This window comes from Streptomyces sp. NPDC059861, assembly GCF_042731435.1.
Taxonomy (GTDB): Bacteria; Actinomycetota; Actinomycetes; order Streptomycetales; family Streptomycetaceae; genus Streptomyces.
The window spans coordinates 1-20,133 of the sequence record NZ_JBHWJQ010000020.1 but is presented as its reverse complement, the minus strand read 5'-3'; the positions used below and the strand labels follow the sequence as shown (position 1 = coordinate 20,133).

21 protein-coding genes and 2 pseudogenes are annotated in these 20,133 nt (G+C 72.4%); 11 read left to right on the top strand and 12 right to left on the bottom strand.

Annotated features, from left to right (window positions below; genetic code table 11):
* Positions 1–39: 39 nt before the first annotated feature.
* Positions 40–1,284, bottom strand: a complete 1,245-nt coding sequence (locus tag ACFV6X_RS19015) for an exo-beta-N-acetylmuramidase NamZ domain-containing protein (RefSeq protein ID WP_385384857.1) — start codon at positions 1,282–1,284, stop codon at positions 40–42.
* Positions 1,285–1,464: 180 nt separating this feature from the next.
* On the opposite strand from ACFV6X_RS19015, the gene ACFV6X_RS19010 reads away from it, so the two are divergent.
* Genes ACFV6X_RS19010 through ACFV6X_RS19000 form a run of 3 tightly spaced genes read left to right on the top strand, consistent with a single transcriptional unit; the run spans position 1,465 to position 4,513 of the window.
* Positions 1,465–2,229 carry an SDR family oxidoreductase gene (locus tag ACFV6X_RS19010; protein WP_385384854.1) on the top strand — a complete coding sequence of 255 codons (765 nt, stop codon included), beginning with the start codon at positions 1,465–1,467 and terminating at the stop codon, positions 2,227–2,229.
* A complete protein-coding gene (locus ACFV6X_RS19005; protein ID WP_385384852.1) occupies positions 2,226–3,893 on the top strand; it encodes a class I adenylate-forming enzyme family protein in 1,668 nt (555 codons plus the stop codon). The genes ACFV6X_RS19010 and ACFV6X_RS19005 overlap by 4 nt, the downstream gene beginning before the upstream one ends.
* Before the next feature lie 26 nt (positions 3,894–3,919).
* A complete protein-coding gene (locus ACFV6X_RS19000) occupies positions 3,920–4,513 on the top strand; it encodes a TetR/AcrR family transcriptional regulator (RefSeq protein ID WP_365458460.1) in 594 nt (197 codons plus the stop codon).
* A 52-nt stretch (positions 4,514–4,565) separates the two neighbouring features.
* On the opposite strand, the gene ACFV6X_RS18995 is transcribed toward ACFV6X_RS19000, so the two are convergent.
* The 7 genes from ACFV6X_RS18995 to ACFV6X_RS18965 form a co-directional block, all read right to left on the bottom strand.
* Complete coding sequence (locus ACFV6X_RS18995; protein ID WP_385384849.1) at positions 4,566–5,780, bottom strand: acyl-CoA dehydrogenase family protein; 1,215 nt, start codon at positions 5,778–5,780, stop codon at positions 4,566–4,568.
* Between the two features lie 5 nt (positions 5,781–5,785).
* Positions 5,786–6,808, bottom strand: coding sequence for a phosphotransferase family protein (locus ACFV6X_RS18990; protein ID WP_385384846.1), 1,023 nt, complete (start codon positions 6,806–6,808; stop codon positions 5,786–5,788).
* Between the two features lie 168 nt (positions 6,809–6,976).
* Positions 6,977–7,273: a hypothetical protein gene (locus tag ACFV6X_RS18985; RefSeq protein ID WP_385384843.1), complete on the bottom strand. Its 297-nt coding sequence runs from the start codon at positions 7,271–7,273 to the stop codon at positions 6,977–6,979.
* A gap of 157 nt (positions 7,274–7,430) precedes the next feature.
* Positions 7,431–7,763, bottom strand: a complete 333-nt coding sequence (locus ACFV6X_RS18980) for a DUF202 domain-containing protein (protein ID WP_385384840.1) — start codon at positions 7,761–7,763, stop codon at positions 7,431–7,433.
* A complete protein-coding gene (locus ACFV6X_RS18975) occupies positions 7,751–8,143 on the bottom strand; it encodes a YidH family protein (protein ID WP_385384837.1) in 393 nt (130 codons plus the stop codon). Before ACFV6X_RS18975 ends, ACFV6X_RS18980 begins: the two co-directional genes overlap by 13 nt.
* Before the next feature lie 37 nt (positions 8,144–8,180).
* Positions 8,181–8,690, bottom strand: a complete 510-nt coding sequence (locus ACFV6X_RS18970) for an NUDIX hydrolase (RefSeq protein WP_385384834.1) — start codon at positions 8,688–8,690, stop codon at positions 8,181–8,183.
* A 34-nt stretch (positions 8,691–8,724) separates the two neighbouring features.
* Positions 8,725–9,633, bottom strand: a complete 909-nt coding sequence (locus ACFV6X_RS18965; RefSeq protein ID WP_385384831.1) for a DMT family transporter — start codon at positions 9,631–9,633, stop codon at positions 8,725–8,727.
* Positions 9,634–9,976: 343 nt separating this feature from the next.
* Here ACFV6X_RS18965 and ACFV6X_RS18960 point away from each other — a divergent pair, with 343 nt between their 5' ends.
* The 3 genes from ACFV6X_RS18960 (at position 9,977) to ACFV6X_RS18950 (ending at position 12,403) form a co-directional block, all read left to right on the top strand.
* Entirely contained in the window at positions 9,977–10,927 is a 951-nt protein-coding gene (locus ACFV6X_RS18960; protein WP_385384828.1) for a hypothetical protein, read from the top strand.
* Between the two features lie 134 nt (positions 10,928–11,061).
* Positions 11,062–11,787, top strand: coding sequence for a molybdopterin-dependent oxidoreductase (locus ACFV6X_RS18955; RefSeq protein WP_385384825.1), 726 nt, complete (start codon positions 11,062–11,064; stop codon positions 11,785–11,787).
* Positions 11,771–12,403, top strand: a complete 633-nt coding sequence (locus ACFV6X_RS18950) for a cytochrome b/b6 domain-containing protein (protein ID WP_385384822.1) — start codon at positions 11,771–11,773, stop codon at positions 12,401–12,403. Before ACFV6X_RS18955 ends, ACFV6X_RS18950 begins: the two co-directional genes overlap by 17 nt.
* 44 nt (positions 12,404–12,447) lie before the next feature.
* Here the strand turns inward: ACFV6X_RS18950 and ACFV6X_RS18945 are convergent.
* From ACFV6X_RS18945 to ACFV6X_RS18935, 3 genes and pseudogenes are all read right to left on the bottom strand, one after another.
* Positions 12,448–12,834: pseudogene (locus tag ACFV6X_RS18945) on the bottom strand (SDR family NAD(P)-dependent oxidoreductase); the annotation flags it as partial.
* Between the two features lie 37 nt (positions 12,835–12,871).
* Positions 12,872–14,269: a GntP family permease gene (locus ACFV6X_RS18940; protein ID WP_385384819.1), complete on the bottom strand. Its 1,398-nt coding sequence runs from the start codon at positions 14,267–14,269 to the stop codon at positions 12,872–12,874.
* A gap of 40 nt (positions 14,270–14,309) precedes the next feature.
* On the bottom strand, positions 14,310–14,837 hold the full coding sequence (locus ACFV6X_RS18935; RefSeq protein WP_385384816.1) for a gluconokinase: 528 nt from the start codon (positions 14,835–14,837) through the stop codon (positions 14,310–14,312).
* Positions 14,838–14,978: 141 nt separating this feature from the next.
* Here ACFV6X_RS18935 and ACFV6X_RS18930 point away from each other — a divergent pair, with 141 nt between their 5' ends.
* Positions 14,979–15,680, top strand: coding sequence for a FadR/GntR family transcriptional regulator (locus tag ACFV6X_RS18930; RefSeq protein WP_385384813.1), 702 nt, complete (start codon positions 14,979–14,981; stop codon positions 15,678–15,680).
* A 21-nt stretch (positions 15,681–15,701) separates the two neighbouring features.
* Here ACFV6X_RS18930 and ACFV6X_RS18925 read toward each other — a convergent pair whose 3' ends face one another.
* Complete coding sequence (locus tag ACFV6X_RS18925) at positions 15,702–16,124, bottom strand: YchJ family protein (protein WP_385384810.1); 423 nt, start codon at positions 16,122–16,124, stop codon at positions 15,702–15,704.
* 372 nt (positions 16,125–16,496) lie between these two features.
* On the opposite strand from ACFV6X_RS18925, the gene ACFV6X_RS18920 reads away from it, so the two are divergent.
* The 4 genes and pseudogenes from ACFV6X_RS18920 to ACFV6X_RS18905 form a co-directional block, all read left to right on the top strand.
* Positions 16,497–18,362, top strand: coding sequence for a phage tail sheath C-terminal domain-containing protein (locus ACFV6X_RS18920; protein ID WP_385384808.1), 1,866 nt, complete (start codon positions 16,497–16,499; stop codon positions 18,360–18,362).
* Between the two features lie 34 nt (positions 18,363–18,396).
* Entirely contained in the window at positions 18,397–18,921 is a 525-nt protein-coding gene (locus ACFV6X_RS18915) for a phage tail protein (protein WP_141309194.1), read from the top strand.
* Between the two features lie 20 nt (positions 18,922–18,941).
* Positions 18,942–19,670: a hypothetical protein gene (locus tag ACFV6X_RS18910; RefSeq protein ID WP_385384805.1), complete on the top strand. Its 729-nt coding sequence runs from the start codon at positions 18,942–18,944 to the stop codon at positions 19,668–19,670.
* A pseudogene (locus ACFV6X_RS18905) lies at positions 19,663–20,133 on the top strand (hypothetical protein); the annotation flags it as partial. The gene ACFV6X_RS18910 and the pseudogene ACFV6X_RS18905, both read left to right, overlap by 8 nt.

Genomic DNA, 20,133 nt, shown 5'->3' with positions numbered 1-20,133 from the left:
TGGCGGCGGGGCCTGCGACGAGGCCCGCCGCCGTCCGGCTCAGCGGTAGAGGAGGTACTGCCGCCGCGTCCTGCGGAACGCCGCCAGCTCCTGCTCCCAGCCCGCCACCACGTCGTCGGTGTCCGCCCCGGCGTCGATCATCGTGCGGACGAGCGTGGAGCCGGTGAGCTTGTCGATCCAGTTGTCCGACCGCCAGGCGAAGCCGCTCCAGGCCCGCTTGGCGGTGATCAGCAGGGCGATCCCGGTGCGCACGGGGTCGAACGCCGCCCGGTCGTGCACGTGCAGCTGTACGCCACCGATGGTGCGGCCCTGGAACTTGGAGAAGGTGGGCGCGAAGTACGCCTCCCGGAAGTGCACGCCCGGCAGGCCGAGTTCGCTCACGGCCGCCGCCCAGCCGCGGTCGATGCCCTCCGCCCCGAGCAGTTCGAAGGGGCGGGTGGTGCCCCGGCCCTCGGAGAGGTTCGTGCCCTCGAAGAGGCACGTGCCCGCGTAGACCAGGGCGGTCTCGGGCGTCGGCATGTTGGGGCTCGGCGGCACCCACGGCAGCCCGGAGGCGTCGTAGAAGTCCGAGCGCCGCCACCCGCTCAGGCGGACGGTGTCCAGGGACACCGGAGAGGTCAGGAACTCCTCGTTGAACAGCAGCGCCAGCTCCGCCACCGTCATGCCGTGGGCCTGCGAGATCGGCTGCCGCCCCACGAAGGTGGCGAACTCCTTGTGCAGCACCGGCCCTTCGGCCGACACGCCGGTCACCGGGTTCGGCCGGTCCAGCACGACGATGCGCTTGCCCGCGAGGCGGGCGGCCTCCATGCAGTCGTACAGGGTCCAGATGTAGGTGTAGAAGCGTGCGCCCACGTCCTGGATGTCGAAGACGATCGTGTCCACGCCGGAGGCCGTGAAGATGTCGGCCAGCGGCTGGCCGCTCTTCTGGTAGGTGTCGTAGACGGGCAGGCCGGTCGCCGGGTCGTCGTAGCGGCCCTCGGAGCCGCCGGCCTGCGCGGTGCCGCGGAAACCGTGCTCCGGACCGAAGACGGCGGTGACGTCCACCCTGTCGTCGGCGTGCATCACGTCGACGATGTGGCGTACGTCCCTGGTGATGCCGGTCGGGTTGGTGACGATGCCGACGCGGTCGCCGTCGAGGAGGTCGTAGCCTCCGGCGGCGAGGCGCTCGAATCCAGTCCGCAACGGGCGGTCGCCGCCTGCTGCGGGTGCGGCCGCCGCCGGGGCCCCCGACGCCGCGACCGCTGCGGTGGTGGTGGCGAGCAGGCTGCGTCTGGACAGCTTCATACGAGGGCCTCCGTGATCGCGGCGGGTGTCATGCTCACGCACGCTAGCGCGCCCCCGCCCACCACGGGAACGAACCGGGCCGGACTTCGGCTCCCGCGTCGCCCTTCCGCCACTACATACCGACCGGTTAGTCTGACCGCGCGAGGGCAGAGCCGAGGCGCGTCGAAGGAGACCGAACCGATGGTGGGAGCCGTGCAGGGTGCCGGAGTGGTCGTCACCGGTGCAGGAGGCGGGATCGGGGCCGCACTGGCCCGGCGCTTCGCCGCCGAGGGGGGCCGGGTGGTGGTCAACGACCTCGACGCGGACAAGGCCAAGGCCGTCGCCGACGAGGTCGGCGGCATCGCCGTCCCCGGCGACGCCTCCGCGATCGTCGCCGAGGCCAAGGACGCGCTCGGCGGTGCGGTGGACGTCTACTGCGCCAACGCCGGGGTCGGCTCCGGCGGTTCCGAGGCGGCCCCCGAGGAGGTCTGGCAACTGGCCTGGGACGTCAACGTCATGGCGCACGTGCGTGCCGCCCACGCGCTGCTCCCCGACTGGCTGGAGCGCGGCAGCGGGCGCTTCGTGTCCACCGTGTCGGCCGCCGGGCTGCTCACCATGATCGGCGCCGCCCCCTACAGCGTCACCAAGCACGGCGCCTACGCCTTCGCCGAGTGGCTCTCCCTCACCTACCGCCACCGGGGGGTGAAGGTGCACGCCATCTGCCCGCAGGGCGTGCGCACCGACATGCTCGCCGCCACCGGCAGCGCGGGTGACCTGGTGCTGGTGCCGACCGCGATCGAGCCCGCGGCCGTCGCGGAGGCGCTGTTCAAGGGGATCGAGGAGGACCGCTTCCTGATCCTGCCGCACCCCGAGGTCGCCGCGTACTACGAGGCCCGGGCCGCCCATCCGGACCGCTGGCTGACCAGCATGAACCACATCCAGCAGAAGTGGGAGGCGGCCCCGTGACCCGCTCCCACTACGCCGCCAAGCCCTGGCTGGCGCTCCTCGACGAGGCCCAGCGGGCGCCCGTCAGCCCCGACGACTCACTGGTGCACGCCCTGCGCCGGGTCGCCGGCGAGGCACCGGATCGGACCTTCCTCGCCTACTTCGACGGACGGCTGAGCTACCGCGAGGCCGACGAGCTGAGCGACTCCGTCGCCGGGCACCTCGCCGAGCGGGGCGTGGCGCGGGGCGACCGTGTCGCCGTGCTGCTGCAGAACTCGCCGCACTTCGTGCTGGCCGTGCTGGGCGCCTGGAAGGCGGGCGCGGTGGTCGTGCCGGTCAACCCGATGTACAAGTCGGGCGAGGTCGGCCATGTCCTGCGGGACGGCGGGGTGGCCGCGCTGATCTGCTCCGACCGGGCCTGGGAGTCGTATCTGCGCGAGACCGTGGCCGGCTCGCCGGTACGGGTCGTGCTCACCGCCTGCGAGCTGGACTTCCAGACGCGGGGCGAGGCGCGCGTGCTGACCTTCGAACGGGCCGCGCGGGCCGAGGACACCGACGACCTGACCGCCGTCGCACGGGCGGGCGGCAAGGCGGCGGAGGACCGCCTGCCCGGCCCGGACGACATCGCGCTGATCAGCTACACCTCCGGCACCAGCGGCACCCCCAAAGGGGCCACCAACACGCACGGCAACATCATGTACAACGCCGAGCGGCAGCGGACCGGGCTGGGGCTGCCCGAGGCGCCGGTGTACTTCGCGATGGCGCCGCTCTTCCACATCACCGGGATGGTCTGCCAGCTCGGGGCGTGCCTGAACAGCGCGGGCACGCTGGTCCTGGCGTACCGCTTCGAGGCGGGCGTCGTGCTGGACGCGTTCGCCGAGCACCGGCCGCACTACACGGTCGGGCCGTCGACCGCCTTCATGGCGCTGGCCGCCCACCCGTCCGTCACCCGCGACCACTTCTCGTCGTTCCGGATCATCTCCTCCGGCGGTGCGCCGCTGCCGCCCGCGCTGGTGGAGAAGTTCCGGGCCGGTTTCGGTCCGTACATCCGCAACGGCTACGGGCTCACCGAGTGCACCGCGCCGTGCGCCGCCGTGCCGCCCGGCCGGGAGGCGCCCGTCGACCCGGCCTCGGGGACGCTGGCCGTGGGCGTGCCCGGCCCCGACACCGTCGTGCGGATCGTCGACGACGAGGGCGCGGAGGTGCCGTTCGGGGAACAGGGCGAGATCGTCGTACGGGGCCCGCAGGTCGTGCCCGGCTACTGGCGGCGGCCCGACGCCACCGATGAGACGTTCCCCGGCGGTGAGCTGCGCACCGGGGACATCGGGTTCATGGACGCCGAGGGCTGGCTGTACGTGGTCGACCGCAAGAAGGACATGATCAACGCGTCCGGCTTCAAGGTCTGGCCGCGCGAGGTCGAGGACGTGCTCTACACCCATCCGGCGGTGCGCGAGGCCGCCGTCGTCGGGGTGCCCGACGGCTACCGGGGAGAGACTGTCAAGGCCTACATCAGCCTCCGTCCGGGTGCCGCACCGGACCCGGACGAACTCGCGGCGTACTGCAAGGAGAGACTGGCCGCCTACAAGTACCCGCGGCTGGTGGAGATCCTGCCGGACCTGCCGAAGACGGCGAGTGGGAAGATCCTCCGGCGGGAGTTGCGCTCCCGTTCGCGAGAAAGTCAGTAGGACATCACGGAAGGCAGGTGGCGGCAGTGCCCAGGACGACGGACACGGACGGGACGCCTGTGCCGCAGCGGCTGCTGGCCGCCGCCACCCGGCTCTTCGCGGAGCAGGGCTACGACCGCACCTCGGTGCAGGAGATCGTCGAGGCGGCGGGCGTCACCAAGGGAGCCCTGTATCACTACTTCGGCTCGAAGGACGATCTGCTGCACGAGGTGTACGCGCGCGTGCTGCGCGTCCAGCAGGAACGTCTGGACGCGCTCGCGGACGCCGACGAGCCGGTCGAGAAGCGGGTGCGGAACGCCGCCGCCGACGTCGTGGTGACGACCATCGAGAACCTCGACGACGCGATGATCTTCTTCAGGTCGATGCACCATCTGAGCCCGGAGAAGAACAAGCAGGTCCGCGCGGAGCGCCGGCGCTACCACGAGCGCTTCCGCGCGCTCATCGAGGAGGGCCAGCAGGCCGGCGTCTTCTCCACGGCGACCCCGGCCGACCTGGTGGTGGACTACCACTTCGGGTCGGTCCACCATCTGTCGACCTGGTACCGCCCCGACGGGCCGATGAGCCCCCAGCAGGTCGCCGACCACCTGGCCGACCTGCTGCTGCGGGCACTTCGGCCGTAGCGAGGCACGGTGAGGGGCGGTCGCCATGGGCAACCGCCCCTCACGCACGGCCTCACAGGTACTTCTTCAGCTCCCGCCGCGCCAGCGACCGCTGGTGCACCTCGTCCGGGCCGTCCGCGATCATCAGCGTGCGCGCGCCGGCGTACAGCTCGGCCAGCGGGAAGTCCTGGCTCACACCGCCCGCGCCGTACAGCTGGATCGCCTTGTCGAGGATGCCGACGACCGTGCGCGGCGTGGCGATCTTGATGGCCTGGATCTCGGTGTGGGCACCCCTGTTGCCGACCGTGTCCATCATCCAGGCGGTCTTCAGGACCAGCAGGCGCATCTGCTCGACGGCCACCCGGGCGTCCGCGATCCAGTTGTGCACCACGCCCTGCCCGGCCAGCGGCTTGCCGAACGCCTCGCGCGACACCGCGCGCCTGCACATCAGCTCGATCGCCCGCTCCGCCATGCCGATCAGCCGCATGCAGTGGTGGATCCGGCCGGGGCCGAGCCGGGCCTGGGCGATGGCGAAGCCGCCGCCCTCCTCGCCGACGAGGTGGGAGACCGGCACGCGCGCCTGGTCGAAGACCACCTCGGCGTGGCCGCCGTGGGAGTGGTCCTCGTAGCCGAAGACCTGCATCGCCCGCTTGACCGTCACGCCCGGGGTGTCGCGCGGCACCAGGACCATGGACTGCTGGCGGCGGATGTCCGGCCCGTCCGGGTCGGTCTTGCCCATCACGATGAAGATCTTGCAGTCCGGGTTCATCGCCCCGGAGATGTACCACTTGCGGCCGGTGATGACGTACTCGTCGCCGTCGCGCTCGATGTGTGTGGTGATGTTGGTGGCGTCCGAGGAGGCCACGTCGGGCTCGGTCATCGCGAAGGCCGACCGGATCTCACCGGCGAGCAGCGGCTCCAGCCACTGCTTCTTCTGCGCGTCGTCGCCGAACTGCGCGAGCACCTCCATGTTCCCGGTGTCCGGCGCGGCACAGTTCGTCGCCGTGGGCGCGAGGTGCGGGGAGCGGCCGGTGATCTCGGCCAGCGGGGCGTACTGGAGGTTGGTGAGGCCGGCGCCGTGCTCGGCGTCGGGCAGGAAGAGGTTCCACAGGCCCTGGCGACGGGCCTCGGCCTTCAGCTCCCCGACGACCGCCGGGGTGTCCCAGGGGGAGGCGAGCGCGGCCCGCTGCTCCTCGGCCACGGCCTCGGCCGGGTACACGTACTCGTCCATGAAGGCGAGCAGCCTGGCGCGCAGTTCCTCGGTGCGTGCGTCGAACGCGAAGTCCATGCCGGTCAGCCTTCCTGAAGTGTGGTGAGACCGTGCTCGATGAAGACGGGAACGAGATCGCCGATGCGGTCGAAGCCGCGGCCGACCGTCTGGCCCAGGGTGTAGCGGTAGTGGATGCCCTCCAGGATCACGGCGAGCTTGAACCAGGCGAACGCCGTGTACCAGGCGACCGCGGAGACGTCGCGGCCGGAGCGGGCCGCGTACCGTTCGATCAGCTCGGCCGGGCTCGGGTGCCCCGGGGCCTCGGCGGTGGTGGAGACCGGCGACTTCGGCATGCCGAGCGGCATGCTGTACATCACCAGCAGGCCCAGGTCGGTCAGCGGGTCACCGAGCGTGGACATCTCCCAGTCGAGGACCGCGTTGATCGTGTCGTCGGCGCCCACCAGGACGTTGTCGAGGCGGAAGTCGCCGTGTACGACGGCCGGGGCGGGGGAGGTGGGCAGGGCCCGGCCGAGGGCCGCGTGCAGCTCGTCGATGCCGGCGAGGTCGCGGTTGCGGGAGGCGTCCAGCTGCTTGCCCCAGCGGCGCAGCTGGCGGTCCAGGAAGCCCTCGGGGCGGCCGAAGTCGCCGAGACCGACCTCCTCGGGGTCCACCGCGTGCAGCTCGACCAGGGTGTCCACCAGGGAGAGGACCACCTCGCGGGTGCGCTCGGGACCGAGCGGGGCGAGCTGGTCGGCGGTGCGGTACGGCGTGCCGGGCACGAACTGCATGACGTAGAACGGCGCCCCGAGGACCTCCTCGTCCTCGCACAGCAGCAGCGTGCGCGGTACCGGAACCTTCGTCGGCCCGAGGGCGCTGATCACCCGGTGCTCGCGCCTCATGTCGTGCGCGGTCGCCAGGACGTGACCGAGCGGGGGCCGGCGCACGACCCACCGGGACTCGCCGTCGGAGACCGCGTAGGTGAGGTTCGACCGTCCGCCCTCGATCAGCCGGCCGGTCAGCGGGCCGTGCACCAGACCGGGCCGCTCACGGTCGAGCAGGCCGCGCAGCCGGTCGGGATCGAGGCCTGGCGGGTGGTCGGAAGCCATCGTCGCTCCTACGGACGTGTGAACGTGACCCGACCAATGATGCCGACCGGTCGGTATGCCGTCCAGGGGGCCGGGCGAACGTGATCGGCGCCACGACAGGCCGACGGCTCCCCGCGCGGGAGGCGGGGAGCTGCCGGGGACTCCTTGAGGGCCGGGGGCGGCCCGGTCTCAGTGGTCGTCCCAGTGGCCGTCGTGCTCGGCGTGCCGGTGGCCGTCGTGGAGGTAGTCCACGTGGTCGCCGTGCTGCACCCGCGCATGGCCGCAGCCCTCGTCGTGCCGATGGTCGTGGCCGGCGTGGGCGTTGTGCCCGGTGGGCTCGCACTCGTCCCAGTGGCCGTCGTGCGCGCGGTGCAGGTGGCCGTCGTGGGCGTAGTCGATGTGGTCGCCGTGCGGGACCTCGGCGTGCCCGCAGGCGGGGCCGTGGGTGTGCGTGTGGGCGGAGTGTTCCTCGTGCAGGGTGGTCATTGCGCTCACCTTCGGGTTCGGGTGGTGGACGACCGAAAGGCTGCCACGGGGACCGGGCATATCCGGGCATCCGTACCTTCGTGGCGTACGAGTTCCCCGGAGGGGCGGGCGTCGGCGGTGGCTGTCGGTGTGGCGGCCGGGCCGGTGACCGGCTCGGTCAGAACAGCAGCGTCGACGCGCAGACCGCCAGGGCCACCGTGCACAGGGTGGCCGCGGTGGCGTGCCGGGGGGTCAGGGCCGGGGGGTGGCCCGGGGCCGTGAGGGTGCGGATCCGGGCGTGGGCGACCAGGAGGAGGCCCAGCCAGAGGGCGCAGCACAGCGCGCAGGCGAGGATGCGGGGCGCCGAGGGGCCGCCGTGCAGGGCCGTGCGGGCCGCGAGCACCGCGGCGACCGTGCCGGAGAGTGTCGTACGCCGCCAGGCGAGCCGGGTCCGCTCCGGCTGGAGCCCGGGGTCCCGCTCCGGGGCGACGGGGGCACTCACCCGTCCCATCCCACGAGCACCACGACCACCATCGCCACCGCCACCACCGCGACGACGACGCTCAGCAGTGCCGGGAAACGGGACACCGGCAGATCCTCGCCCCGGCGCATCGCGCGCTCGCAGCGCATCCAGTGGTCGACCGCCCGCAGGGAGCACAGCACGCCCGCCCCGAGCAGGGCGAGCGCCAGCCCGACCCGCCAGCCCCATCTGAGGTCCGGCAGGAACTGGTCCACCGCGAACCCGCCGCCGATCAGCGCGAGCGCGGTGCGCAGCCAGGCCAGGAACGTGCGCTCGTTCGCCAGCGAGAACCGGTAGTCGGGTGTGTCGCCCTCCTCCCGGATCCGCTGGGGCCCGAACCAGAGCCGGACGTTTCGCACGAGTTCGATCACGCGCACGACCCTATCCGGAAGGCCCCGCGGGGCACGCTCAGCGCCGGTGCGCCTCCAGGCGGTGGTACGCCGCCAGTCCGTCCGGCACCCACTCCCACTCGCCGAGCCGCAGCCGTACCTCCTCCTCGGGCAGGAAGTCGTGCCAGGCGACCTCCTCGGCCTGCGGGCTCACCGGGAGCTCGCAGCGGACCTCGTACACGGCGGACCACCAGCTCAGGCCGGCGCCGTCGGCGTAGAGGAACTTGAAGAGGTACGAGGGGCGGGGCAGGCCGCTGACGCCGAGTTCCTCCTCGGCCTCGCGCAGGGCCGCGTCGTCGTAGGACTCGCCCGCGCCGACCACGCCGCCGACGAACATGTCGTAGAGGGAGGGGAAGACCAGTTTCGTCGGCGTGCGGCGGTGCACGAACACCCGGCCCTCGGCGTCCCGGGCCTGGACGAACACACAGCGGTGGCGCAGACCGCGCTGGTACACCTCCCCGCGCGGGGCCTGCCCGATCACGCGGTCGTGCTCGTCGACGACGTCGAGGATCTCGTCAGCAGCGCTCATGGAGCCATCCAAGCAGCCCGGACGGCCCGGTGGATCAGCGCGTCGTGGCGCCCTGGAGCGCCGGAACCGGCACCGCCGCCCGTACCACCGCGCCCCGGGGCATCGCCGGGTGCATGCCGAGCAGGACGATGCCCGTCACCACGGCCGCGAGACCCGTCGCCTGCCAGGCCAGCGCGCCGGTGTCCATCTGCAGCCGGTCGCCCAGGAAGCCGACGCCGCAGATGATGCCGGCGAGCGGCTGGGCGGCGGTGAGGGCGGGCAGCGACTTGCACAGCGACCCGGTCTCGAACGCGCTCTGCACCAGGATCAGCCCGGTGATGCCGATCAGCAGCACCGCGTACGGCTGCCAGGAGGTGAGCAGCCCGCCCAGGCCGCTCGCGGCGAAGCGGTCGCCGCTGACCCGCGTCAGCGCGTCCTGTACGCCGTAGAGCAGGCCGGCCGCCAGGGCCAGCAGCACCGGGGCCGAGCTCATCCGGGAGCGCTTGGCGCGCATGGTCAGCAGGATGGCGAGGCCCACCATCGCGCCGACGATCATCCACAGCCGCTGCGGATCCGCGACCGCGGCCCCGGCGCGCGGCTGACCGGCCACGATGAACGTGATCACGCCGCCCGCGAGCAGTGCCAGGCCCGCCCAGCCCTGGCGGCCGAGCGGCCGCCCCGTCCGGCGGCGGGACAGGCCGAGGGCGAAGAGCAGGTTGGTCGCGAGCAGCGGCTCCACCAGGGAGAGCTGCCCCTGCCCGAGCGCGGCGGCGCCGAGGCCCATGCCGGCCACCATCAGCGCGATGCCACCGAGCCAGCTCGGCACCTTCATCAGGTCGAGCAGCAGCCGGGGGGAGAGGAAGTCGGCGCGGGGCGCGTGCTGGGCCGCGTTCTGCTGCAGGACGAAGCCGAAGCCCAGGCAGCAGGCGGCGCTCACGGCGAGAACCAGAACCAGGACCGACAAGCTGCCTACCTCGATGATCATGGGGGGTGTGGGGACCGCGGCGGAGGCGGTGCGGCGCACCGCGTCAGGCGGTCGCGTCGGGTCACGGCGGCCGGTGGGGGGCCGGAACTGCGGCGTGACGTTCCAGCCATGGTCAGGGGGTCGATGCCATGACGCTATGACGTACGTCACACGAGCCCTGCCAGCGGAAGATCCACTCGCCTCTGGTCTGCGCCAACTCCCCGGGCGGGAGGTGGGGTTGACGTCGGCGGAGGCGCGGCAAAGCTTGACGATGAGCCTTGGCTATGGGTTGGCTGTCCGGGATCAGCCGACTACGGCACCGTTGCCCGAGGAAAGTTCCGCGTTGTCCTTGCCCCCGCCATCCCCCGGCCGCACCCATGGGCCCGCGGACCTGGCCTTCGACGCGGCCCTCGACGACACCGAGCTGGTCGCCGCGCGGGCCGCGCTGGCGCAGGGGCGATGGCAGACCGCCCGTTCCCTGCTCGCGCGTACCGGCGACGACTGGGACCGGCGCGGACACCGGATCACGGTCCTGGCGCTCGAACCGTACAGCGCCTCCTGGGCGGCGGAGTGGCTGCTCGCCGAGCCGGTCTCGGCCGACGCCGCGACGCTGCTCGCCCTGGCCGAGGTGCGCCGCGCCCTGCGCGGCAAGGAGCGGCCGGCCCGCGCCCGCGAGGCCTGCCACCACGCCGCGGCGCTCGCCCCCGCCGACCCGACACCCTGGCTGGGCCTGCTCCTGCTGGAGCGCACGCTGGGCAGCAGGCGGGAGATGGTACGGATCTTCGAGGAGGTCCGGACGCGGTACGCCGACCACCACCACGCCCACCACCTCATGGTCGCCCGGCTCGCCGAGCGCCGCGCCGCCGCCGGACCCGACCCCCTGCACGAGGTGTACGACTTGGCCCACCGGGCCGCCGAGCAGGCGCCGGCCGACTCCCCGCTCGCCGTGCTGCCGGTCGTCGCGCACGCCGAGCGGTACCGCGTACTGGCCACCGGAGGGTTCGAAGCGGCCGATCCGGCCGTCTCGGCGCACTGGAGCGGACGTCTGGCCCGGCAGGCGCTGGAGGCCGCCTACGACTGGTGGCTGGAATGGGAGCAGGACGGCCACCCCCGCCGACTGGTCGACCTCAACTATCTGGCCCACGCCAAGTGCTGCGAGGGGCGCGCCGCCGAGGCCGCCGCCCTCCTGGAGCGGATCGGCGACCACGCGACGCCGGAGCCCTGGTCCTACCCGTCCAAAGACCCGAGCACCGCGTTCCGAGAGGCCCGCGAACGCACCCTGGGCGTCGTCTAGCCCGCGACGCGCCCGCCGTCGGCGGTACGGGACCGAACGCCTGGCCGGCATTGGGGCTCACCTCGTGGTTACGGAATTCTGACGGGCGGCCCGATCGCTGGCCCGTTCGCCCGTCCCGGTGCTCGAATGGACGTGTGAACTCCGGACAACCCGAGCAGGAGGGCCGGCCGATCGGCCGCCGTGTCCTGCTCGGCACCCTCGGCCTGGGCGCTCTCGGCGTGGTCGCCGCGCCCACCCTGCAACGCGGACTGGAGTCCTTCCTCGGCAACGCCGCCGACAAGGACCCCACCGGCCTGACCGGCCTGCTCCCGAACGGCGGCGGCTTCCGCTACTACTCCGTCGCCGCCTCCGTCCCGCGCAAGAACGCCACCTCCTACCGCCTCACCGTCGACGGCCTGGTCGACCGGCCGCGCGCCTACACACTGCCCGAGCTGCGCGCCCTGCCGCAGACCCGGACGATCCGGGACGTGCAGTGCGTCACCGGCTGGCGTGTCCCCGACACCCCCTTCGAGGGCGTCCGGCTGTCCCGGCTGCTGGACGCGGCCGGCGTGCGCCCCACCGCCAAGGCGATCCGCTTCACCTGCTTCGACGGCACCTACTCGGAGAGCCTCACCCTCGACCAGGCCCGCCGCGCCGACGTCCTGGTCGCCCTGCGGATGCGGGACGAGGACCTCAGCCACGCACACGGCGGCCCGGTGCGCCTCTACGTCGCGCCGATGTACTTCTACAAGTCCGCCAAGTGGCTCTCCGGGATCACCGTCACCGAGGACGTGGAACCGGGCTACTGGGAGGAACGGGGCTACGACACCGACGCCTGGGTCGGCCGTTCGAACGGACGCGACGATGAGCCCACGAGCTGACGCGCCCGCCCGGGCCACCCGCGTCCACCGGTTCGGCCGGGCCGAACGGTGGGTGCACCGCACGTCCGCCGCCCTGACGGGGGTGTGCGTGCTAACGGCGGCCTGCCTCTACGTCCCCGAGCTCGCGCAGCTCGTCGGCCGCCGCGCGCTCGTCGTCACCGTCCACCAGTGGGCGGGCCTCGCCCTGCCGGTGCCCGTCCTGCTGGGCCTCGCCTCCCGCGCCTTCCGCTCCGACCTGCGGCTGCTGAACCGCTTCGGTCCGCACGACCGGGTCTGGCTGCGGGCCGCCCTGCGCCGGGACAAGCGGTACTCGGCACGCCCGGCGGGGAAGTTCAACGCCGGGCAGAAGGTCTACGCCGCCTGGATCGCCGGGGCGACGCTGGTGATGCTGGGCACGGGCCTGATCATGTGGTTCACCCACCTCACCCCGTTGGTCTGGCGGACCGGCGCGACCTTCGTCCACGACTGGCTGGCCCTCACCCTCGGCATCGTCCTCGCCGGCCACATCGGCATGGCGCTCGCGGACCCCGAGGCCCGGCGGGGGATGCGCACCGGCGAGGTGGGCCGGGAGTGGGCGGACCGGGAGCACTCCCTGTGGCGCCACTCAGGGGACTGAGGGACCTGGGTCCTGGGCGGCGTCCGGGGTGAAGTCCAGCAGCGCCGGGCTGCCTCCCGGCCGACCAGGAACGCGCTGGTGAGGTTGGTGTCCAGGACGCGGTGCCAGTCCGCGTCCGTGAACTCCAGAAGGGGGGCGCGCAGTTGCATGCCCGCGTTGTTGACCAGGATGTCGAGCGGGCCCACCCGCTCCTCGACCTCGGCGATCCCGGCGGCCACCGATGGGGCGTCCGTGACGTCGAACACCGCCGTGCGGACGTCGCCGGGGAGACCGGCCGCCGCCCGGGCCAGCCGGTCCGGGTCGCGGCCGTTGAGGACGACCGTGCAGCCGGCCTCCAGCAGGCCACGGGCCGGCGCATGACCGATGCCCCGGCTGGAGCCGGTGACCAGGGCGATCCGGCCGCCGGTGTCGAAGAGGGGATGAGCCGTCATCGTCGTACTCCTGACATGGCCCGTGCGGCCACCGGGCCTATATGAACAAGGACAACAGCAGGACGAGGGCGCCCGCGACCACCGAGATGATCGTCTCCATCACCGACCAGGTCTTGATCGTCTGGCCGACGGTCAGCCCGAAGTACTCCTTCACCAGCCAGAAACCGGCGTCGTTGACATGGCTGAAGAAGAGCGAACCGGCGCCGATGGCGAGCACCAGCAGGGCCGTCTCACCGGTCGACATACCGACCGCGAGCGGCGCGACCAGACCGGCCGCCGAGACGGTCGCCACGGTCGCCGAACCGGTCGCCAGCCGGATCGCCACCGCGATCAGCCAGGCCAGCAGCAGCGCCGGGATCGACCAGTCCTTGGAGATGTCCAGGATCATCTGGCCGACGCCGGTGTCGATCAGGGTCTGCTTGAAGCCGCCGCCCGCTCCGACGATCAGCAGAATGCCCGCGATGGGCGCGAGCCCCTTCTCCACGAGCCCGGAGACGCGCTCCTTGGCGAAACCGGCGGGCCGCAGCAGCGTGAAGATGCCCAGCAGGACGGAGGCGAGCAGGGCGATCAGCGGGGAGCCGACCACGTCGAAGACACGCTGCGTGGTGTTCTCCGGGTCGTCGATCACGATGTCGACGAGTGCCTTGGACAGCATCAGGATGACCGGCAGCATGATCGTGAGCAGCGTGGCGCCGAACCCGGGGCGCTTCTGGAGCTCCTCGGACGCGCGCTGCGGGATCATGCGGTCCGGCGCCGGGACGTCCACCCAGCGGGCGGCGTACCGGGAGAACAGCGGGCCGGCGATGATCACCGTCGGGATGGCGACCAGCACGCCGAGCGCCAGCGTCACGCCGAGGTCGGCCCCCAGCGCGTCGATCGCGACCAGCGGACCGGGGTGCGGCGGGACCAGGCCGTGCATCACGGACAGGCCGGCGAGCGCCGGGATGCCGATCCGCATCAGCGAGTAGTTGCCGCGCTTGGCGACCATCAGCACGACCGGGATCAGCAGCACGACGCCGACCTCGAAGAACAGCGGAAGGCCGATCACCGAGGCGATGAGCACCATCGCCCACGGCATCGAACGCCCGCTCGCCTTCGCGAGGATCGTGTCGACGATCTCGTCGGCACCGCCGGAGTCGGCGAGCATCTTGCCGAGGATCGCGCCCAGCGCGATCAGCACGCCCACGCCGGCGACCGTGGAGCCGAGGCCGGTGGTGAAGGTGGTGATGACCTTGTCGAGGGGCGCGCCGGCGAAGGCTCCGAGCGCCAGCGAACCGATGGTCAGCGCCAGGAAGGCGTGCAGTTTGAACTTGGTGATGAGCACGACGATGACGGCGATGCCCGCCAGTACCGCGATGCCCAGTTGCGCGTGTCCCGCCGAAGTGATCGGCTCGACGGGGTCCGCCGCCAGCATCTCGACGCTGAGTCTGGTCACGGGGGTTCCCTTGCAGATACGGGGATGGGGGGAGGGGGTGTTACGGCGCCGAGGGCGACGTCGGGTCGAGGGCGTCCAGCGCGGCCACCGCGCGCGCGGTGATGTCCTCGGGGGTGCCCGAGACGTCGACCGCGACTCCCGCCTCGTCGGCCTGGAGCGGCTGCAGCGTGGCGAACTGGGAGTCCAGCAGCGCGGTCGGCATGAAGTGGCCCTGCCGGTGCGCCATCCGGTCCTCGATGAGCTCGCGGTCACCTGTGAGGTGCACGAACACGATCCCGGGTGCGGCGGCACGGAGCCGGTCGCGGTAGGACCGCTTCAGCGCCGAGCTGCTGACCACCCCGCCCAGCCCGGACCGCTCGTGGGCCCATGCGCCGATGGCGTCCAGCCACGGCCACCGGTCCGCGTCGTCGAGCGGGGTACCGGCCGACATCTTGGCGATGTTGGCAGGCGGGTGGAAGTCGTCGCCCTCGGCGTAGGGGACGCCGAGCCGGGCGGCGAGCAGCGGACCGATCGTGGTCTTGCCCGTGCCCGCGACGCCCATCACCACGACGACGTGGGGGGTACGCATGACTGCCTCGCTGTCTTCCTCGACATACGACGTCGCATCCGACGTCGGCCAAATGAAACCTATTAGGTACGACGAATTCAAGAGTCTGTGATGAATAAGTCTGACTTTTTGGCAGCGTGATCCGCCCCGTACGCTGAGTGCATGAGCACGATGGGCCGGGGGCTGCACGGCCGTGTACTGGACACCCTCGGCCCCGAGATCACGGCGGGCGAGTACCCCCCGGGCAGTGTGTTGCGCACGGACGAACTGGCGCAGCGCTTCGACGTCTCCCGCTCGGTGATGCGCGAGGCGGTGCGGGTGCTGGAGTCGATGCACCTGGTCGAGTCCCGCCGCCGGGTGGGCGTCACGGTCCGCGCCAGGTCCGAGTGGAACGTCTACGACCCCCAGGTCATCCGCTGGCGGCTGGCCGGCGCCGACCGCCCCCACCAGCTGCGGTCCCTCACCGTGCTGCGCTCCGCCGTGGAGCCGGTCGCCGCGGGGCTGGCCGCGCGGAACGCCACCGCCGAGCAGTGCGCCGAGCTCACCGAGTGCGCGCTCGGCATGGTCGCCCACTCGCGCGGGCACCAGCTGGAGGGCTACCTGATACACGACGTGGCCTTCCACCGTGTGATCCTCAACGCCTCCGGCAACGAGATGTTCGCCCGCCTCGGTGACGTCGTCGCCGAGGTGCTGGCCGGCCGCACCCATCACGACGTGATGTTCGAGGACCCCGACCCGGCCGCCGTCACCCTGCACGTCCAGGTCGCGGAGGCGGTGCGGGAGGGCGACGCGGTGCGCGCGCAGGAGCTGACCCGGGAGATCACCGTCGGCGCGCTCCAGGAGCTGGACGTCCTCGCGCCGTAGGCCTTCGCCGGCCGGCGTCGCTCAGTCGAAGAACTCCCCGTCGACGTACACCCACGCGCCGTCGACCCGCTCGAAACGGCTGCGCTCGTGCAGGGCGCCGCCCCGGTAGGACGCCCGGAACGTCACGGTCCCCGTGCTGTGGAACGCGGAACCCTCGGTCGTGTCGAGGATCTCCAGACCCGTCCATCGCGTCCCGGCGTCGAGGCCGAGCCGCGCCGGGCGCGTGCGCGGATGCCAGGTCCGCAGCAGGTACCCCTCGTCGCGCCGGACGAAGGCGGTGTAGCGCGAGCGCATCAGCGCCTCGGCGGTCGGCGCCGCGGTCTCACCCCGAAGGAATCGGCCACAGCACATCTCGTATGTCTCCGCAAGACCGCACGGACATTCCGGGTGGTGCACCGGAGCGGCGGGGCGTGGGCTGCGGGAACGGCCGGTGCGTCGGGACATGTGCTCCATTGTGCTGCACTACGACGTGTGGGGATTGTGTGCATCACCTGTCCCGACACGCGCACATCGTGTGCGAGTCGCGTTCGCCACCCTCCATGGAAACTCCCCGAGTCCTGGCGTGAACCCGCCTTGCTCCCACAACTCTCCACTCTTCAAGGTGGGTTGAGCACCTGAGCATCAGGAGTCACAAGCGTGTGCTTGGCCTGGGTGACCGACCGCCCGGGGTGCCGACGGGGGATTGATGCGGTGCGCGCACCACCGCCGCCCATGAGGGGCGGCGTCTTCGCGCGCCGATCCGGGATGTCTCCGGAATGTCTCCCTCTGTCATCTCTTGGTGCCTTCGTTCGTGCCCGAGAAGGGATTGGAGGGGGAATGCCGACGCATGCAGTAGGCCCCACCCGGCCGACGTATCCCGGCGTCTACGTCGAAGAGCTTCCCAGCAGCACCCGCACCATCTCCGCCGTGACCACGTCGGTGACCGCGTTCGTCGGTCACACCCGGCGCGGTCCGCTCAACGAACCGGTGCGCGTCACCGGCTTCGCCGAGTTCGAGCGCCGCTTCGGGGGGCTCGGCTCGCAGAGCGCCGTCGCCTACGCGGTGCACCAGTTCTTCGCGAACGGCGGCGGCGTCGCCGTGATCGTCCGGGTCGCCAAGGCCGGCAGCGGCAAGGCCGCCTGCGTCGTCCTGGAGTCCACCGAGGGCCACAGCGAGAGCCGCGTCCTCGAAGTCCACGCCAAGGAGCACGGCCTCTGGGGCAACGGCCTGCGCGTCGCCGTCGACTACGACACCCCGCACCCCGGCGAGACCTTCAACCTGCGGGTCCACGACGCCAAGGGTGACGCCCGCGAGAGCTTCACCGGCCTGTCCATGGACCCCGGTCACGGCCGCCACGCGCCGACCGTGATCAACGCCGGCTCCCGCCTCATCCGCGTCGAGGCCGTCGGCGAGGGCCGCCCCGACCCGTCCGGCACCGTCTCCAAGCCGTTCGGCGAGGAGCTGCCGAACCTGGAGGTCGACCTCGCCGTCAAGATCGGCGACGTCGAGCGCGAGTTCCGGCTCTACGACCCCGACTGCGACGGCGAGGTCCCGTGCAGCGTCGCCGAGCTCGCGCTGCTGCTGGAGCGCAAGCTGCGGGCGCTGCCCGACGCGCCCGGCAGGCACGCCTTCGCGGGCGCCGAGGTCACCGCCTTCGGACGGCGCGTCCAGGTCGTCGCGGGGTCCACCGACCCCGAGGACGTCGTGCGCTTCCTCGGCGAGTGCGCCAACGACCTGGGCCTGGAGGCCTCCGTCAACCCGCCGGTGTTCCCCCTGGAGGGCGGCGAGGACGGCGCGGCACCCGGCCCGCGCGACCTCATCGGCTCCGAGGGCGACAAGACCGGCATCCACGCCCTGCGCCAGGTGGCCGACGTCAACCTGCTGTCGCTGCCCGAGCTGGCCTCGTACGAGAAGACCGAGGACATGCTCACCGTCGTCTCGGCGGCCCAGCGGCTGTGCCAGGAACGGCGGATCTTCCTCCTCGTCGACGCGCCGGGCACCTGGCTGAGCGTCGACACGGCACGGGCCGGCGTCGCCGCGCTCGATTCCGTGCGCGGGAGCCACGCGGGCCTGTACTTCCCGCACCTCCAGCTCACCGACCCGCTCACCGGAAGGCTGCGCGCCTTCCCGCCGTCCGGCGCGGTCGCCGGTGTCATCGCGCGCACCGACTCCGAGCGCGGCGTGTGGAAGGCCCCGGCCGGCACCGAGGCACGGCTCATGGGCGTGCACTCGCTCACCGTCGACCTCACCGACCGCGAGAGCGGCCTGCTCAATCCGCTGGGCGTCAACTGCCTGCGCACCTTTCCGCTCACCGGCCCGCTGGTCTGGGGCGCGCGCACGCTCCAGGGCTCCGACGCCCTGGACAGCGAGTGGAAGTACGTGCCGGTGCGGCGGCTCGCGCTGCACGTGGAGGAGAGCCTGCAACGCGGCCTGCAGTGGGTCGTGTTCGAGCCCAACGACGAGTCGCTGTGGCAGCAGATCCGGCTCAGCGCCTCCTCGTACCTGCACACCCTCTTCCGTCAGGGCGCCTTCAAGGGCAGCACCCCGCGTGAGGCCTACTTCGTCAAGTGCGACCACGAGACCACCACCGCCGAGGACGTCGCAGCCGGCGTCGTCAACGTCCTGGTGGGCATCGCGCCGGTCCGGCCGGCCGAGTTCGTGATCGTCAGGATCCAGCAGACGTCCGGGCAGTTCGCGCTCTAGTCGCGGCCCCCAGGAATACCGAGGACATTTTCCGATGGCTGAGTTCACGGTCAACGCCCATCGTTTCGACCCGTACAAGAACTTCAAGTTCCTGGTCCTGTGGGACGGTCGGACGGTCGCGGGCATCAGCAAGATCAGTCCACTGAAGCGGACCACCGAGGTCGTCAAGCACCGGCACGGCGGCGACCCCTCCTCCCCGCGCAAGTCGCCGGGCCGCTCCGAATTCGAGGGCATCACCCTGGAACGCGGGGTCACCCACGACCCCGAGTTCGACCGCTGGGCCAACAAGGTCTGGCAGGTCGGCGCCGGTCTCGGCTCCGAGGTGTCGCTCGCCGACTTCCGCAAGGACATCGTCATCCAGGTCCTCAACGAGGCCGGCCAGGTCGCCGTCTCGCACAAGCTGTACCGGACCTGGCCCAGCGAGTACCAGGTGCTCGGCGAGCTGGACGCCAACGCCAACGCGGTGGCCATCCAGTCGCTCAAGCTGGAGTGCGAGGGCTGGGAGCGGGACTACGAGGTACCCGAGCCCACCGAGCCCTCCTTTCTCAATCCGGCCTGACCCAGGAGGAGTTCGCGGTCATGGCGATCACGGGGGCGGCCGGCCTGCTGGCCACCTGGGAGGCGGGACTCGCCGAGGCACCCGCCGGGCGCGCGTCGCTGCTGCACCGCACCGCGCGCCCGGACCTCGACGCCCGGGCGCTGCCCGCCCTCCCGGTGGGCGAGCGCGAGGCCGACCTGTTCGCGCTGCGCCGGGCACTGTTCGGCGAGCGCATGCAGGTACGGCTGGAGTGCGCCGAGTGCGGCGAGGACATGGAGTTCGACCTGGACGCCGGGGATTTCGCCCGGTCGGTGGGCGTGCGCGGGGAGTCCGTCGTACAGGTCGCGCACGACGGCTGGGAGGCCGAGTTCCGGCTGCCCGGGATCGCCGACCTGGCCGCTGCGGCCCGGGCCGCCGAGCCGCGCGCCGCGCTGCTCGCCCGGTGCCTGGTCGCGGCGGCGCGCGACGGGACGCCGGTCACCGCGGACGACCTGCCCGAACCCGTGCGGCGCCGGATCGCCGAGGCGGCCGAGGCCGCCGACCCGGGGGCCGACGTGACGCTCGACGTGGCCTGCCCCGAATGCGGGCGGGCCACGCGGGCGGAGCTGGACATCGCCTCGTACCTGTGGACCGAACTGGACTCCTGGGCGCGGGACCTGTTGCTCGACGTCCATCTGCTCGCGACGGCCTACGGCTGGAGCGAGCCGGAGATCCTGGCGCTCAGCCCGCTGCGGCGCCGCTACTACCTGGAGATGTGCGCCGATGTCTGACTCCACGCCCGGCACCTCCGGGTCCGGTTCGCCCCCGCCCGGCTCCACGGCCGGTGGAGCCCACCCCGTCGGGTCCGGCTCCTCCGGGTCCGGTGCCGGGGCTGCCGACTTCCTCGACCGGCTGATCGCCCGGCACGCCCCGGCCGCCGCGGGTCCGCGTCCGGGAGTGGTGCGGGCGCAGCCCCGGCTGCCCGGCCCGTTCGAACGCGTCGAGGCGGTACGGGCCCGGACACGGGACGACGACGAGGACACCGGCCTGCTGTGGCCCGCCTCGGCGCCGTCCGCCACGCCGCGCACGGACGTACCGCGCCCCGGTCCGGCGGCCGAGGCGGCGCGCCCGCACCCGGAACGGGAGCGGACCGTCGTACACACCGAACGACTCACGGGCGAACCGGCGCCGCGCGCGGTGCTGCCCGGTGCGGCCGAGCTGCCGCTGCTGCGTCCGGTCGCGCCGCCGGTCGGC

What these genes read in the sequence shown, in the direction of transcription:
- ACFV6X_RS19015 (WP_385384857.1), bottom strand. Translation starts at nt 1,284, where the DNA reads ATGAAGCTGTCCAGACGCAGCCTGCTCGCCACCACCACCGCAGCGGTC.
- ACFV6X_RS19010 (WP_385384854.1), top strand. Translation starts at nt 1,465, where the DNA reads ATGGTGGGAGCCGTGCAGGGTGCCGGAGTGGTCGTCACCGGTGCAGGA.
- ACFV6X_RS18995 (WP_385384849.1), bottom strand. Translation starts at nt 5,780, where the DNA reads ATGGACTTCGCGTTCGACGCACGCACCGAGGAACTGCGCGCCAGGCTG.
- ACFV6X_RS18990 (WP_385384846.1), bottom strand. Translation starts at nt 6,808, where the DNA reads ATGGCTTCCGACCACCCGCCAGGCCTCGATCCCGACCGGCTGCGCGGC.
- ACFV6X_RS18985 (WP_385384843.1), bottom strand. Translation starts at nt 7,273, where the DNA reads ATGACCACCCTGCACGAGGAACACTCCGCCCACACGCACACCCACGGC.
- ACFV6X_RS18980 (WP_385384840.1), bottom strand. Translation starts at nt 7,763, where the DNA reads ATGGGACGGGTGAGTGCCCCCGTCGCCCCGGAGCGGGACCCCGGGCTC.
- ACFV6X_RS18970 (WP_385384834.1), bottom strand. Translation starts at nt 8,690, where the DNA reads ATGAGCGCTGCTGACGAGATCCTCGACGTCGTCGACGAGCACGACCGC.
- ACFV6X_RS18950 (WP_385384822.1), top strand. Translation starts at nt 11,771, where the DNA reads ATGAGCCCACGAGCTGACGCGCCCGCCCGGGCCACCCGCGTCCACCGG.
- ACFV6X_RS18935 (WP_385384816.1), bottom strand. Translation starts at nt 14,837, where the DNA reads ATGCGTACCCCCCACGTCGTCGTGGTGATGGGCGTCGCGGGCACGGGC.
- ACFV6X_RS18930 (WP_385384813.1), top strand. Translation starts at nt 14,979, where the DNA reads ATGAGCACGATGGGCCGGGGGCTGCACGGCCGTGTACTGGACACCCTC.
- ACFV6X_RS18925 (WP_385384810.1), bottom strand. Translation starts at nt 16,124, where the DNA reads ATGTCCCGACGCACCGGCCGTTCCCGCAGCCCACGCCCCGCCGCTCCG.
- ACFV6X_RS18920 (WP_385384808.1), top strand. Translation starts at nt 16,497, where the DNA reads ATGCCGACGCATGCAGTAGGCCCCACCCGGCCGACGTATCCCGGCGTC.
- ACFV6X_RS18915 (WP_141309194.1), top strand. Translation starts at nt 18,397, where the DNA reads ATGGCTGAGTTCACGGTCAACGCCCATCGTTTCGACCCGTACAAGAAC.
- ACFV6X_RS18910 (WP_385384805.1), top strand. Translation starts at nt 18,942, where the DNA reads ATGGCGATCACGGGGGCGGCCGGCCTGCTGGCCACCTGGGAGGCGGGA.